17 protein-coding genes are annotated in these 13,908 nt (G+C 64.5%); 11 read left to right on the top strand and 6 right to left on the bottom strand.

Translation table 11 applies throughout. The features are described 5' to 3' along the window. The first annotated feature begins 38 nt into the window (after window positions 1-38). The 4 genes from ACFQX9_RS32085 (at window position 39) to ACFQX9_RS32070 (ending at window position 2,663) form a co-directional block, all read left to right on the top strand. Window positions 39-935 (top strand): cytochrome c oxidase subunit 3, encoded by an 897-nt coding sequence (locus tag ACFQX9_RS32085; RefSeq protein ID WP_085351973.1) that lies wholly within the window; start codon window positions 39-41, stop codon window positions 933-935. Between the two features lie 98 nt (window positions 936-1,033). Beyond that, on the top strand, window positions 1,034-1,435 hold the full coding sequence (locus ACFQX9_RS32080; RefSeq protein ID WP_018460002.1) for a DUF983 domain-containing protein: 402 nt from the start codon (window positions 1,034-1,036) through the stop codon (window positions 1,433-1,435). After that, the gene (locus ACFQX9_RS32075) at window positions 1,432-2,202 is read left to right on the top strand and encodes an SURF1 family protein (RefSeq protein WP_377791514.1); all 771 of its coding nucleotides are present in this window, start codon (window positions 1,432-1,434) and stop codon (window positions 2,200-2,202) included. The genes ACFQX9_RS32080 and ACFQX9_RS32075 overlap by 4 nt, the downstream gene beginning before the upstream one ends. Before the next feature lie 95 nt (window positions 2,203-2,297). Next, window positions 2,298-2,663, top strand: a complete 366-nt coding sequence (locus tag ACFQX9_RS32070) for a nuclear transport factor 2 family protein (RefSeq protein WP_026233921.1) — start codon at window positions 2,298-2,300, stop codon at window positions 2,661-2,663. A gap of 91 nt (window positions 2,664-2,754) precedes the next feature. Here ACFQX9_RS32070 and ACFQX9_RS32065 read toward each other — a convergent pair whose 3' ends face one another. Then, window positions 2,755-4,095, bottom strand: coding sequence for a histidine kinase (locus ACFQX9_RS32065; RefSeq protein ID WP_377791513.1), 1,341 nt, complete (start codon window positions 4,093-4,095; stop codon window positions 2,755-2,757). An 85-nt stretch (window positions 4,096-4,180) separates the two neighbouring features. Between ACFQX9_RS32065 and ACFQX9_RS32060 the strand changes: the two genes are divergently transcribed. The 5 genes from ACFQX9_RS32060 to ACFQX9_RS32040 all read left to right on the top strand — a co-directional run bounded on the left by ACFQX9_RS32060 (window position 4,181) and on the right by ACFQX9_RS32040 (window position 9,508). Continuing rightward, window positions 4,181-4,825 carry a response regulator transcription factor gene (locus ACFQX9_RS32060; RefSeq protein WP_018459998.1) on the top strand — a complete coding sequence of 215 codons (645 nt, stop codon included), beginning with the start codon at window positions 4,181-4,183 and terminating at the stop codon, window positions 4,823-4,825. Window positions 4,826-5,398: 573 nt separating this feature from the next. Continuing rightward, window positions 5,399-6,817, top strand: a complete 1,419-nt coding sequence (gene thrC / locus ACFQX9_RS32055) for a threonine synthase (protein WP_377791511.1) — start codon at window positions 5,399-5,401, stop codon at window positions 6,815-6,817. Next, a complete protein-coding gene (locus ACFQX9_RS32050; protein ID WP_007599446.1) occupies window positions 6,814-8,103 on the top strand; it encodes a pitrilysin family protein in 1,290 nt (429 codons plus the stop codon). Before thrC ends, ACFQX9_RS32050 begins: the two co-directional genes overlap by 4 nt. 39 nt (window positions 8,104-8,142) lie before the next feature. Further along, the gene (locus tag ACFQX9_RS32045) at window positions 8,143-8,730 is read left to right on the top strand and encodes a GNAT family N-acetyltransferase (protein ID WP_007599447.1); all 588 of its coding nucleotides are present in this window, start codon (window positions 8,143-8,145) and stop codon (window positions 8,728-8,730) included. 121 nt (window positions 8,731-8,851) lie between these two features. Then, window positions 8,852-9,508 carry a hypothetical protein gene (locus ACFQX9_RS32040; RefSeq protein WP_018459996.1) on the top strand — a complete coding sequence of 219 codons (657 nt, stop codon included), beginning with the start codon at window positions 8,852-8,854 and terminating at the stop codon, window positions 9,506-9,508. 200 nt (window positions 9,509-9,708) lie between these two features. Here the strand turns inward: ACFQX9_RS32040 and ACFQX9_RS32035 are convergent, their stop codons facing one another. The 5 genes from ACFQX9_RS32035 to ACFQX9_RS32015 all read right to left on the bottom strand — a co-directional run bounded on the left by ACFQX9_RS32035 (window position 9,709) and on the right by ACFQX9_RS32015 (window position 12,346). Beyond that, a complete protein-coding gene (locus tag ACFQX9_RS32035; RefSeq protein ID WP_018459995.1) occupies window positions 9,709-10,194 on the bottom strand; it encodes a F0F1 ATP synthase subunit B in 486 nt (161 codons plus the stop codon). Between the two features lie 5 nt (window positions 10,195-10,199). Then, a complete protein-coding gene (locus ACFQX9_RS32030) occupies window positions 10,200-10,763 on the bottom strand; it encodes a F0F1 ATP synthase subunit B' (RefSeq protein WP_018459994.1) in 564 nt (187 codons plus the stop codon). A gap of 60 nt (window positions 10,764-10,823) precedes the next feature. Continuing rightward, window positions 10,824-11,054 (bottom strand): F0F1 ATP synthase subunit C, encoded by a 231-nt coding sequence (locus ACFQX9_RS32025; RefSeq protein ID WP_007599451.1) that lies wholly within the window; start codon window positions 11,052-11,054, stop codon window positions 10,824-10,826. Between the two features lie 53 nt (window positions 11,055-11,107). Further along, window positions 11,108-11,857 (bottom strand): F0F1 ATP synthase subunit A, encoded by a 750-nt coding sequence (locus ACFQX9_RS32020; protein ID WP_018459993.1) that lies wholly within the window; start codon window positions 11,855-11,857, stop codon window positions 11,108-11,110. Between the two features lie 114 nt (window positions 11,858-11,971). Next, a complete protein-coding gene (locus tag ACFQX9_RS32015; RefSeq protein ID WP_018459992.1) occupies window positions 11,972-12,346 on the bottom strand; it encodes an AtpZ/AtpI family protein in 375 nt (124 codons plus the stop codon). A gap of 390 nt (window positions 12,347-12,736) precedes the next feature. On the opposite strand from ACFQX9_RS32015, the gene ACFQX9_RS32010 reads away from it, so the two are divergent. Both ACFQX9_RS32010 and ACFQX9_RS32005 read left to right on the top strand, forming a co-directional pair. Then, window positions 12,737-13,267, top strand: a complete 531-nt coding sequence (locus ACFQX9_RS32010; RefSeq protein ID WP_085357799.1) for a hypothetical protein — start codon at window positions 12,737-12,739, stop codon at window positions 13,265-13,267. Between the two features lie 133 nt (window positions 13,268-13,400). Further along, window positions 13,401-13,874: a secondary thiamine-phosphate synthase enzyme YjbQ gene (locus ACFQX9_RS32005; RefSeq protein WP_026233919.1), complete on the top strand. Its 474-nt coding sequence runs from the start codon at window positions 13,401-13,403 to the stop codon at window positions 13,872-13,874. Window positions 13,875-13,908: the final 34 nt, after the last annotated feature.

The raw sequence follows: 13,908 nt of genomic DNA, 5'->3' as shown, positions 1-13,908 counted from the left end.
GTGCCTGACAGGCACGGGATTGAGGAGCGAGACCGCAAATGGCAACGGCGCAAACCAAGCATCACGACTACCATCTGGTCGATCCCTCGCCATGGCCCGTCGTCGGCTCCATCTCGGCCTTCATCATGGCGGTCGGCGCGATCACCTGGATGCACCACATGTTCTCGGCTGCGCCGATCATCTTCGGTGTCGGCACCGTCGGTGTGCTCTACACCATGGCGAGCTGGTGGGGCGACGTGATCAGGGAAGCCCAGTACAAGGGCGACCACACCCGCGTCGTGCAGCTGCATCACCGCTACGGCATGATCCTGTTCATCGCCTCGGAGGTGATGTTCTTCGTCGCCTGGTTCTGGGCCTATTTCAACGCGGCGCTATTCCCGGCCGACGCCGTCCACGCTACCCGCGATGCGGTGTTCGGCTGTGGTCTCGGGACCGCGGCCGGCGCCTGCACCGTGCCGGGCACCTGGCCGCCGCACGGCATCGAGACCTTCGATCCCTGGCATCTGCCGCTCCTGAACACCCTGATCCTGCTCACGTCAGGCACCACGGTGACCTGGGCCCACCATGCGTTGCTCGAGAACGATCGCCAGGGCCTGAAATATGGCCTGATCCTCACCGTCGTGCTCGGCGCGCTTTTCACCTGCGTGCAGGCCTATGAGTACAGCCACGCGGCATTCTCCTTCGGCGGCAACGTCTACGGCGCGACCTTCTTCATGGCGACCGGCTTCCACGGTTTCCATGTGCTGGTCGGCACCATCTTCCTGCTGGTGTGTCTGTTCCGCGCCTACGCCGGCCACTTCACGCCGACCCAGCATCTCGGTTTCGAGTTCGCCGCCTGGTACTGGCATTTCGTCGACGTGGTCTGGCTGTTCCTGTTCCTCTGCATCTATGTCTGGGGACACGGCGCCGAGACCATGGCTCACGGCGCGCACTGAGCGGGCTGGCTTCGGATCGAGAAAGGGCGGCCCCGGGCCGCCCTTTTGCTTTTTTGCGCGCAGGGGTTTCGGCAGAAACTGTGATAGACCCTTTTGCCATGAACGAAGCCGCCGATACGTCCGAGCCGCAAGCCACCGTCCTGCAAAGCGCGCTGCGCGGGCTTGCCTGCAAATGCCCGCGCTGCGGCCAGGGCAAGCTCTATGCAGGCTTCCTGACGCTTGCGCCTTGCTGCGAGCGTTGCGGCCTCGACTACGCCTTCATCGATTCCGGTGACGGTCCGGCGATCTTCATCATCATGCTGGCCGGCGCGATCGTCGTCGGCTGCGCGCTCGTCATCGAGGTCAAGTACCAGCCGCCGTACTGGCTGCACGCGGTGCTGTGGCTGCCGCTGATCCTTGCGACTACCCTGCTGCCGTTGCGCGCGATGAAGTCGCTGCTGATCGCACTGCAATTCCACCATAAGGCGGCGCCGGGCCGGCTGGTCGACCGCGCGAAATGAACGAGACCGCGCGCAAGCCCCGCGTGGCCGGCTTCGCGCTGTTCACGCTTTTCCTGACCGCGGTCTGCGTCACGCTCGGCGTCTGGCAATTGCAGCGCCGCATCGCCAAGCACGAGCTGATCGCCGCACTGACCGAGCGCCTCGCGGAGGCACCGGTCGCTCTGCCGCCGCCGGCACGATGGGCCGCGCTAAGTCCCGCGCGCGATGAATTCCGCCGTGTCAGCTTTACCGCGACCTACGCGCCGTTGCCCGATGCGATGGTCTATTCCTCCGGATCCGCCGTGCGTAAGGACGCGTCGGGCCCCGGCACCTGGGCCTTCCTGCCGGCGCGGCTGCCGAGCGGCGAGACGGTGGTGATCGATGCGGGCTTCGTCGAAAACACCATGCAGGATCGCAGCGTCGAGGATCGCGCGGTCAGGAAGCTCGTCACCGGGCAGGCGGTCTCGTTCACCGGCTATCTGCGCTTCCCCGAGGCACCGGGCTGGCTGACCCCGGCGGAGAACCGCGGCAAGCGGCTGTGGTTCGTGCGCGATCACGTGGCGATCGCGAGCGCGCTGGGCTGGGGCGCGGTTGCGCCGTTCTATGTCGACCTCGAGCAGCCGGCGCCCGAGAACGGCATTCCGCGGCCGGGGCCGCTCGATGTCCATCTCAAGGACGATCACCTGCAATACGCCATCACCTGGTTCACCCTTGCAGGCGCCGTGCTCATCGCCTTCGCCGTGTGGGCAAGAGGGCGGCGGCGGGCTGAGCTCCGTAGATCCACTTAGGGAACCCGGTATCGCCCGGGGTTTACCATTCAGCGCACATTCACGAGTGTGGTCCTAAGCCGCCAGTAATTTTCCGCGGCAGACAGGATTGCAGCGTGAGTGATTTCGACCAGATGGGAATTGTCGTCGATTGGGTGGATGCCTGCAGGAAGGGCGACCTCGCGACGCTCCTCGACCTCTATGCGGACGACGCCCAGGTCGAATGCACGTGCAACGGCACGCAGCGCTATCGCGGCCGGAGCGAGCTCGAAGCCTATTGGCAGCCGCGGCTCAGCGCTTTCTCGTCGGCCGGTTTCGGGTTGGAGGAAATCCATCCTGCACCCCACGGCGTCGATCTCGAATATTCCGTCGCCGGCGCGTTGCGCATTCGCGCCTCGTTTTGTTTCAGCCCCGACGGCAAGATCCGCACCACGCTGTGCGAGCCGGCGCGACAGAACGCGCAGCTTGGCTGTGCGTGCTAGAGTTTCCGTTCTGATTAATCAGAGCCGAACACCAGATTCTGTTTTGGCGTTTTCTTCACGCGAACCGGTATCCACTTCGCTCGAAAGCGCTTCAATCGCTGACCGGCGCCTCGCGTGCCGGTTCGGCGGGAAGGCGGCAGCGCACATAGGTTCTGTCGTCCACGCGCAGCAGTGACAGCGATCCGCTGAGTGCGCGCACGCGCTCATGCATGCCGGTCAGGCCGCGGCCGAACAGATTCCCTTCGGGAAAGCCGCCGCCGTCGTCGGAAATCTCGATGACGACCGTCTCGCCGGCGAAGGTCGCCTGCACATGGGCATGGCTGGCGCCGGCATGACGCAGCACGTTGGTCAGCGCCTCCTGAATCACGCGATAGACGGTTTGAGCCAGCGGCCCGTCGATCGCGTTGAGATTCGGATCGACCGTGTCCGTCAGGTCGATAGACGGCGCCTGCTTGCGAAAATTTCGGAGCAGCGTCTGCACACTGGTCTCCAGACCCAATTCCTCGATGTAGAGCGGTCGCAACCGGTCGAGGATGCGGCGGTTGGTCTGCTGGAGCGCCTCGACCGATTGCAACACCTCCTGCGCCGAACTGCTGAGATTTCCCGCCGGGGGCGAGGCATCGACCAATGCGATCGTGCCGACGCGGATGCCGAACAGCAGCGGACCGAGTTCGTCGTGCAGTTCGCGCGCGAGATCGCGCCGCTCGTCGTCCTGGAGCGAGACCAGGCGGTGCAGCAGGTCGCGATTGTCCTGGCTCAACTGCGCCAGCGTTTCGGCCAGCGCATTGGCCTCCTCGCAGCTTTGCCGGATTTCCGGCGGTCCCCCGACCGAGATCGGTGTTGCGTAGTCGCCGCGTCGTAGCCGCGTGAGGCCTGCGCCAAGATCCTGCAGTGGTCGCAGGGCTGATCCCGCAAACACATAGGCGACGATCCCTGTCAGCCCGGTCAGCGCGACGACGAAGCCGGCCAAGGCGAGGAAGCCCACCCAGGTCTCGAACAGCGCTGCGGACAGGTCCGGCACAAACACGATGTCGCCGAAATGCTCGCCGTTGAGGGATACCGGAAATGCGATGTGCAAGTCCGGAATGGAAAGGAGACTGACGAACCATTTTGGTGGGCCATGCGAACCTTGCAGGCCCCTCGACGCAAAGGGAGGAGCAACCGCTCCTGCAGGAAGGAATTGAATATCTGAGGACTCGTCCAGCATCCGGACGAAGTCATCCAGGGTCCTTCGCGGATGGTCGGATGAACGCAGAGCGTTGTTGAGGGCCTCGGCCACGGCTTTGGTCGATCGTTGGGCCGGCTGGTTCTCCTCGGCGAGCTGACCGGTCGTGAAGACGTGCAGCAGGACGCCGCCCATGATCAGCGCCGCCATGAACAGCAGGCCGAGCGGCAGAAACAATTGTGTACTGAAGGACAGCCGTTGCCACATTAGGTCAATTCTAACGCGCATCAGGGGATTTTGCTCTTTCCATTTGTTCCCGTCGGTTTATGAATCGAAAAACTAGAGAGTTACAATGCAAGATACTGCCAAGCCGGCGACCCGCGTCCTGATTGTCGACGACCATCCCGTGGTGTTGTCCGGTTGCCGCACCCTGTTCTCCTCCGACCATTCGATCCGGATCGACGAGGCGACCGACGCCAAATCCGGGCATCGCGCCTATGTCAGCAGGCGGCCCGACGTCACTGTGATCGACATCAGCCTGCCCGACGTCTCCGGCTTTGAACTGATGCGGCGCATTCGCAAGGACGATCCCGACGCCAAGATCATCATGTTCAGCATGAACGATGATCCAGCCTTCGTGGTGCGGGCGGTCGAGCTCGGGGCCCAGGGCTACGTCTCCAAGGGCGACGATCCCCGGATCCTGCTCAAGGCGGTGCGCAAGGTGGTTGCGGGCGACAATTTCATCTCACCGCAGCTCGCGGAAGCCGTGACGTTTTCCGGCGCGGCGATCAAGGCCAATCCTGCCTCGCAGATGACGCCGCGGGAGCTCGAGATTCTTCGCCTGTTGGGGCGAGGCGACAAGATCGTCGAGGTCGCCGAGGCGCTCGGCATCTCCTACAAGACCGTCGCCAACACCACCTCTCTGCTCAAGCAGAAGCTCGGTGCCAAGAACCATTCCGACCTGATCCGGATCGCGGTGGAAATCGGGATGAACTGACGCCTCGGGGCACCGAACCGGCTGCACCAGGATGCTGCCGGTTCGGCGGGCGGACCGGTCTCGCCGCTCAGCCGGGCAATGCTTGGATAGCGCCGACACCATCCGCCGACACAATGAGCGCAGCCGTCGTTCGTTCCCGAACTGTGCTGTCGTTCGGGATATAATGGTAATGCGTGACGCCAAGCTGCTGGCGAACGTTTGCCCGCGCCGAAACGTGTCGGGAAAAACAGGAACATTTTCTCACACATTCCGTTTTGTCCCTTGACGTTATCGTGACAGCCGACGAAAGCTTGCGCGAACAGTTTTTGCGGGTCGGTGACCCCAAGACGCCAAACCGGTCTGCACACAACGACAGACCTTCCAAGAGAGGGCTGCGGCATTGCCGCAGCCCTTTTCGTTGGCAGCGCTTTTCGTTGGCAGCCTTTTTCCTTGGACGGCCCCAGGCGCGAAGCGGTTTCCTGATGCCGCAAAACACTTTATGGTGGCCCAAAGCCTCTGGCTGTTAACAAGTAATTTCGTAAAATCAAAGGCTTGCGGACCGAGTCCAGGCTCGGCCGGCCTTTGGAGGGCAGTTTGACTCGTTATATCTCGACCCGGGGCGAGGCCCCCGAACTCGGCTTCTGCGACGTGATGCTGACCGGGCTCGCTCGCGACGGCGGCCTGTATGTGCCGGCCACCTGGCCGCAACTCTCGCCTGACGCCATCGCCGGCTTTTTCGGGCGTCCCTATTGGGAGGTCGCGGTCGAGGTGATCCGCCCTTTCGTCGCCGGCGAGATCTCGGACGCCGAGCTCGGCCGTATGGCGAACGAGGCCTACGCCACCTTCCGCCATCCGGCGGTGGTGCCGCTGCGCCAGATGGCGCCGCACCAGTTCGTGCTGGAGCTGTTCCACGGCCCGACGCTCGCCTTTAAGGACGTGGCGATGCAGCTGATCTCGCGGCTGATGGACCACGTGCTCGCCCAGCGCGGCCAGCGCACCACCATCGTGGTCGCGACCTCGGGCGACACCGGCGGTGCTGCGGTCGACGCGTTCGCAGGACTCGAAAATGTCGATCTCATCGTGCTGTTCCCGCAAGGCCGCATCTCCGAGGTGCAGCGGCGAATGATGACGACGACGGGCGCGGCCAACGTCCATGCGCTTGCCGTCGAGGGCAATTTCGACGATTGCCAGGCCCTCGTGAAGGCGATGTTCAACAACCATCGCTTCCGCGATGCGACGTCGCTGTCCGGCGTCAATTCCATCAATTGGGCGCGCATCGTCGCCCAAGTGGTCTACTATTTCACCTCCGCCGTTGCCGCCGGTGCACCCGCGCGCGCGGTGGACTTCGTCGTGCCGACCGGCAATTTCGGCGACATCTTCGCCGGCTATGTCGCCAAGCGCATGGGTCTTCCGGTGCGGACCCTGGGCATCGCCGCCAACGTCAACGACATCCTGGCGCGCACGCTGAAGACCGGGATCTACGAGGTGCGCGAGGTCCACGCGACGGCTTCGCCGTCGATGGACATTCAGATCTCCTCGAATTTCGAGCGGCTGCTGTTCGAGGCTGGCGGGCGCGATGCCGCCGGCGTGCGCCGTCTGATGGATTCACTGAAGCAATCGGGACGCTTCGTGCTGCCCGATGCGACGCTGGCCGCGATCCGCGAGGGGTTCGACGCAGGCCGGGCCGACCAGACCGAGACCGCGGCCGCGATCCGCGCCGCCTGGCGCGAGGCCGGCGAGCTGGTCGATCCCCACACCGCGGTCGCGCTTGCGGTCGCCGACCGCGACACCACGGACAGGACGGTTCCCAGCATCGTGCTGTCCACCGCCCATCCGGCCAAATTCCCCGATGCGGTCGAAGCGGCCTGCGGCCAGCGGCCGCAACTGCCGGCCTGGCTCGATGGTCTGATGACCAAATCCGAACACATGAAGGTGATGAAGAACGACCAGACCGAGGTCGAGCGGTTCGTGCTGTCGGTCAGCCGCGCCGCGAAACAGGGAGTTGCCGGATGAGCGTCGAGATTTCCAAGCTTGCGTCCGGCCTCACTGTCGTCACCGACAAGATGCCTCATCTCGAGACCGCGGCGCTCGGCGTCTGGGCCGGCGTCGGCGGGCGCGACGAGAAGCCCAACGAGCACGGCATCTCGCATCTTCTGGAACATATGGCATTCAAGGGCACGACGAAGCGCTCCTCGCGCGAGATCGTCGAGGAGATCGAGGCGGTCGGCGGCGACCTCAATGCCGGCACCTCGACCGAGACCACGTCCTATTATGCGCGGGTGCTGAAGGCCGACGTGCCGCTCGCACTCGACGTGCTCGCCGACATCCTGGCCAATCCCGCCTTCGAGCCCGACGAACTCGAGCGCGAGAAGAACGTCATCGTGCAGGAGATCGGCGCGGCGCAGGACACGCCTGACGACGTCGTGTTCGAGCATCTCAACGAGCTCTGCTATCCCGACCAGCCGATGGGCCGCTCGCTGCTCGGCACTGCGAAGACCTTGCGTGCCTTCAGCCGCGACTCGCTGCGCGACTATCTGTCGACGCACTACCGCGGCCCTGACATGGTGGTGGCGGCCGCCGGCGCGGTCGATCACAAGCAGGTGGTCGCCGAGGTCGAGCAGCGCTTTGCCAGTTTTGAGGGGACAGCGGGTCCCAAGCCGCAACCCGCACAATTCGGCAAGGGCGGCACCAAGGTGGTGCATCGCGAGCTCGAGCAGGCGCATCTGACCTTGGCCCTGGAGGGCGTGCCGCAGACCGATCTGTCGCTGTTCTCGCTCCAGGTCTTTACCAACATCCTCGGCGGCGGGATGTCGTCGCGGCTGTTCCAGGAGGTGCGCGAGAAGCGCGGCCTCTGTTACTCAATCTACTCGTTCCATGCCCCCTATACCGACACCGGCTTCTTCGGCCTCTACACCGGCACCGATCCGGCCGATGCGCCCGAGATGATGGAGGTCGTGGTCGACATCATGAATGATTCGGTCGAGACCCTGACCGAGGTCGAGATCGCGCGGGCCAAGGCGCAAATGAAGGCGGGGCTGCTGATGGCGCTGGAGAGCTGCTCGTCCCGCGCCGAGCAACTCGCCCGGCATGTGCTGGCCTATGGCCGGCCCCAGACCGCCGAGGAGCTGGTGGCCCGGATCGACGCCGTCAGCGTCGAATCGACCCGGGATGCGGCGCGTGCGCTGCTTTCGCGCAGCCGCCCTGCGGTTGTCGCATTGGGCAGTGGCAGGGGTCTGGACACGGCGGTGTCTTTTGCGGAAGGATTGACCCGGGCACGCGCCAAGGCGCGGCTGCATTAGGAGCCGCGCACGGGTTGATCCGCCCCGGGAAGCATCACCATGGCCCTCTTTCGCCTGCCATCCAGTGGACCCGCCGCTCTCGCGCCGCGCGGCAACGGCCTGTTGCTACGCGCGCCTCAGATGTCGGACTTCCTGCAATGGGCCCATCTGCGCGAGTCCAGCCGCGATTACCTGACCCCCTGGGAGCCGATCTGGCCGTCGGATGATCTCACCCGCTCCGGTTTCCGCCGTCGCCTGCGCCGCTATTCCGAGGACATCGCCGCGGACCGGTCCTATCCCTTTCTGATCTTCCGGGAGCTCGACGGCGCCATGGTCGGCGGCATCACGCTCGCCAATGTCCGCCGCGGCATCGTCCAGGCCGGCACCATCGGCTATTGGGTCGGCAAGCCCCACGCCCAGCGCGGCTACATGACGGCCGCGCTGCGGGTGCTGCTGCCGACGCTGTTCGGCGAGCTCAATCTGCACCGGGTCGAGGCCGCCTGCATCCCGACCAATGCGCCCTCGATCCGGGTGCTGGAGAAGTGCGGTTTCTCCCGCGAGGGGCTGGCGCGGCGCTATCTCTGCATCAACGGGGTCTGGCAGGACCATTTGCTGTTCGGCCTGCTGCACGAGGATTTCCGCGGCTGAGCCCGTTGATTGATGCGGCCAAAGTCTCCTTGTTTGCTGCCTTGGGTTCGCCGGTTTTGACGATATAACGGCGCAACCCGGCCGGTGATCGGCCGGGATGTCGTCAGGAGTATGGGTGTTGATGGTGCAGGAGCTTCGGTCATCCCGGAATGCGTTGCGGCGGGGGGCGGCGGTCGCGCTGGCGTTGTCAGTTGCGCTCGTCTCCATCTCGCCGGTCGCGGCGCAGTCGCTGACCGATCGATTCAAGGGCCTGTTCGGCGGCAAGTCGGACGAGCCGGCCCAACCCAAGCCGGCGCCTGCGCCGGGCCAGCCGGCGGCTGATGACGATCTTGATTGCCCGCAAGTCACGGTGCGTGCCGGAGCCTCCACCTACGCGGTCGGTGCCACCGGGAAGCCGGCCGTCGGCAACGAGATCCGCTTCCAGGCCACCATCACCAAGATGGCGCGCGAATGCGCCCGCAATGGCGGCGATATCACGGCCCGGATCGGCATCCAGGGCCGCGTCATTGCCGGACCCGCCGGCGCGCCTGCGAGCGTCGAGGTGCCGCTGCGCGTCGCCGTGGTGCAGGGCGGCGTCGGCGAGAAGGTGATCGCTTCCAAGGCCTACCGGACCACGGTCGGAATGTCGGAGGGCGGCAGCGTGCCGTTCACCTTCGTGGCCGAGGATCTGGTCTACCCGATGCCTTCGGCCAAGGACGCCGATAGCTACATCTTCTATGTCGGCTTCGATCCGCAGGCGCTATCACCCGAGCCGAAGGCGCGGGCGAAGAAGAAGTAACCACGTCAAGATAGTCGTCATGCCCCGCGAAGGCGGGGCATCCAGTACGCCGCGGCTTCTCGATCTATCAGGGCTGTCTCTGGAATACTGGATCGCCCGCCTTCGCGGGCGATGACATCAGATTTGCCGATGCAGTGCCCGACAAACAAAAAAGCCGGCGCTGATCGCGCCGGCTTTTTGATAGGTGAAGGCGATATCCCTCAGTTCAGCTTCTGCCTGACTTCGGTGATGCCCTTGGCGAGCAGATCGTCGGCGACCTGGCCCCTGACCGACTTCGACAGGATCGTGGAGGCGGCCTGGACGGCGGCTTCGGCCGCTGCGGCGCGAACATCGGCCACCGCCTGAGCCTCGGCGAGCGCGATCTTGCCCTCCGCGGTCTTGGTGCGGCGAGCGACGAAATCTTCCACCTTGGCCTTGGCCTCGGTTGCGATGCGCTCGGCTTCGCTCTTCGCGTTGGCGATGATGTCGGCGGCCTCGCGTTCGGCCGAGGCGGTGCGCGCCTTGTAGTCGGCGAGCACCTTGGCGGCTTCCTGCTTGAGGCGCGTCGCGTCGTCGAGCTCGGCCTTGATGCGATCGGCGCGATGGTCGAGCGCAGTCATGGCCTTCTTGAAGACTCCGAGATAGCCGAACACGACCATTAGGATCACGAAGGCGATGGCGACCCAGGTTTCAGGATCGAAGAACATATCGATTAACCCTTCAAGGACGCATCAACGGCGGCATTGACCAATGCCGCGTCCGGAACCACGCCCGTGAGCTGCTGCACGATGGTGCCTGCCGCATCGGCCGCGATGCCGCGGACGTTGCTCATGGCGGTCGCACGGGTCGAGGCGATGGTCTTCTCTGCCTCGGCGAGCTTGGCCGCCAGTTGCTCTTCCAAGGCCTTGCGCTCGGCGTCCGCCTGCGCATTTGCCTTGTCGCGGGATTCGTTGCCGATGGCCTGCGCGCGCGAGCGTGCCGAAGCAAGCTCGTTTTCATAGGCCTTCAGCGCCGCTTCGGACTGGTCCTTCAGCTTCTGCGCTTCGGCGAGGTCGCCCTCGATCTTGTTCTGACGCGCCTCGATCGCACCGCCGACGCGCGGCAGAGCGAGCTTGGACACGATCACGTAAAGCGCGACGAAGAAGATCGCGAGCGACACCAGCTGTGAAGCATAAGTGCCGCTCTCGAACGGCGGAAAACCGCCACCGTGACCGCCTTCGGACCCGGTGTGGGCGCCCGCCGCCGGACTTTTCGCCCCGCCATGACTTTCAGCCATGGAGTACTCCTGTTGCAGTCATGCGCGTCGCCTCGGTTGAAGCGGCGCGAAAAATCGTTCTCAGAGCGGAACGAACAGCAGCAGCAGCGCGATCAGCAGCGAGAAAATGCCGAGCGCTTCGGTCACGGCGAAGCCGAAGATCAGATTGCCGAACTGGCCCTGAGCGGCCGAGGGGTTGCGAACGGCCGCGGCGAGGTAGTTGCCGAAGATCACGCCGACGCCGACGCCCGCGCCGCCCATGCCGATGCATGCGATGCCCGCGCCGATAAGTTTTGCTGCTGCCGGATCCATTTTAGACTCCTTGGAAGAAAGATTGGGTTTTGGGTGGAAATTCCCCGGACCGCTCAGTGTCCCGGATGAATGGCGTCGTTGAGGTAGATGCAGGTCAGGATCGCAAACACATAGGCTTGCAGGAACGCGACCAGAATCTCGAGAGCGTACAGCGCGACCGTGAGCGCCAGCGGCAGCACGCCGCCGACCCAGCCAAGGGCGCCGAGCGAGAAGCCGAGCATGGCGACGAAGCCCGCGAACACCTTCAGCGCGATGTGGCCGGCCAGCATGTTGGCGAACAGACGGACGCTGTGGGAAACCGGCCGCAGGAAGAACGACAGGATCTCGATGAACATCACCAGCGGCAGGATGTAGCCGGGGACCCCGTGGGGCACGAAGATCGAGAAGAATTTCAGGCCGTTCTTGGCAATGCCGTAGATCAGGACCGTGAAGAAGACCAGCAGCGCGAGCGCCGCGGTGACGATCAGATGGCTCGAGATCGTGAAGGTGTAGGGGATAATGCCGACCAGGTTCGAAACGCAGATGAACATGAACAGCGAGAAGATCAGCGGGAAGAACTTCATGCCTTCCGCGCCGGCCGTCGAGCGGATGGTCGAGGCGACGAACTCGTAGGAGATCTCGGCGACCGACTGCAGCCGGCCGGGAACCAGCTGCGTGCCGCTGGCGAGCATCAGGATCGAGATGATCGCGACCGCCACCAGCATGTAGAGCGACGAGTTGGTGAAGGCGATCGTGTGGTTGCCGATATGGCCCAGGGTGAAGAGAGGCTCGATGTTGAACTGGTGGATCGGATCGATTTTCATCAGCGCGGCATCTCTTGGTCTGCCGGGCGATGCCGGCGGGTCTCGGTCTGCCGGTCGGGCCCGGCCCGTACCGGCACGAGCCGGCACGATCATTCCTCTCCTGGTGTGGACCGCCTAAGAACCACCGCGCCTGTTTTGACCCGCGCCTGCCGTTCTCACCACATTCACCACGCCGGCGACGAAGCCCAGCAGCAGGAACACGATGAATCCGAAAGGCGACGTCGACAGCAAGCGGTCGAAACCCCAGCCAATCCCCGCTCCGACAACGACCCCGGCGACCAACTCGGAGGATAACCGAAAACCAAGCGCCATCGCCGAGGCTCTGGCCGCTCTGTCCTCACCGTCACCTGCGGGTTGCTCGGTCTTGACGTGGCGGCCGCGAAATTCGGACAACCGCTGATCAAGATTTCCGAGCCGTTCGGAAAGCGCAGCTTCCTCGGGCGATCTATCGCGATCTCCATTCTCGCCGTGTCCCGTGCCCTGTGTCATGCAACGAAGACCCGAAACGCCGCGGTTGAATGGAAATTACGCCCGCCACCCTCAAAAGCCGCGCGGACCATACTGATGGCCCATAATCAAGTCAAGCCAAGTCACGATTGTGTCCATTCCTGTTATGTATTTGATTTATCTTGCAATATCGGCGCGGGCGGCAGCGCTGCACACAGCGTGACGCCGCACCGCAGCAGGTCTCCGCTGGATCGGCGGATGCCGTCGCCATTTCGCCCGGCTGCCGGGATCAAAGGGGGCGCCGTGATCGTTCATGTCAAAGGCGCGTTTTGGGCGGCGGATCGCCTCGCCGGGGTGTAGAATTGCGAGACGTGCCACCTTTATGAGCGCCATCTTTGGACGTGCTACCGGCGCGTCGTGGCGGAGAACGCGATGAGAGCAGCGAATTCATCCACAGCATCATGGCTGGTGGCGGCGGCGTTCGCCGCGGTGTTGACCATCAGCGGCGGCTGCCTCGCCGCGCAATCCGCGCCCGACAGCGAAAACGGCCGCTACAGCATGACGCCCATCCCCGAGGGGGTGCTGCGGCTCGACAGCCGCACCGGCACGGTGTCGACCTGCACCCGCAGCGGCGCCGGCTGGGCCTGCTACGCGGTGCCCGATGAACGTACCGCGCTCGACGCCGAGATCGGCAGGCTCCAGGCCGAAGTCGAGACGCTGAAGGGACGGCTTGCGGCGGGGCCGACCGTGTCAGGCAAGATCGACGAGGCGCTGCCGAAAACGGATCCGCTCAAGAAGGCGCAGCCGCAAGCACCAAAGGCCGCCGAGGGCGAGCGCAGGATCGAGATCCCGCTGCCGAGCGACCAGGACGTCGATCGCGTGATGTCATTCCTGGAAAGGGCTTGGCGCCGGCTGATCGACATGGCCAACCGCGTGCAGAAGGACGTGTCGGGGAAGATTTAGCGCGTGGCGAGATGCGGTAGGGTGGGCAAGGCCGCGACGCGCCGTGCCCACCATTTTTGTTTTCGTTGCGTGAGTCGGTGGGCACGCTTCGCTTTGCCCACCTACGGCAGCTTTCCGAATTGAGAGAGTGATGATGACATCAGCCAAATCCATCACGCGCTCGGCGCCATCGTCGGTGCAAGCCACCACCATCGCATCGTCGCTGCTGACCGTGCAGACGCCCGGCCGCGGCTTCACCGATCTCACCGCTGAAGCTGCGAAGTTCGTGGCGGAGGCAGGCGCGCGAGACGGCGCGTTGACGCTGTTCGTTCGTCACACCTCCGCATCGCTGACGATCCAGGAGAACGCCGACCCTTCCGTGCTCGTGGATCTCACCACGGCTCTGTCCCGGCTCGCGCCCGAGAACGCCGGCTGGACGCATGATGCCGAGGGACCGGACGACATGCCGGCGCACGTCAAGACAATGCTGACCCAGACTTCGCTTCATGTGCCGGTCCTGAGCGGCAAGCTCGCGCTTGGCACCTGGCAGGCGATCTATCTGATCGAGCATCGCGCCCGCCCGCACCGGCGCGAGGTGGTGCTGCAATTCCTCGGTAGCAATCAGTAGGCCAAAACAAAACCGGCCGCGGAGACCGCGGCCG

The organism is Bradyrhizobium sp. GCM10028915, from assembly GCF_042666195.1.
Classification (GTDB): domain Bacteria; phylum Pseudomonadota; class Alphaproteobacteria; order Rhizobiales; family Xanthobacteraceae; genus Bradyrhizobium; species Bradyrhizobium canariense_D.
The sequence above is the reverse complement of the archived record's forward strand: the minus strand, read 5'-3'. Positions and strand labels throughout refer to the sequence as shown.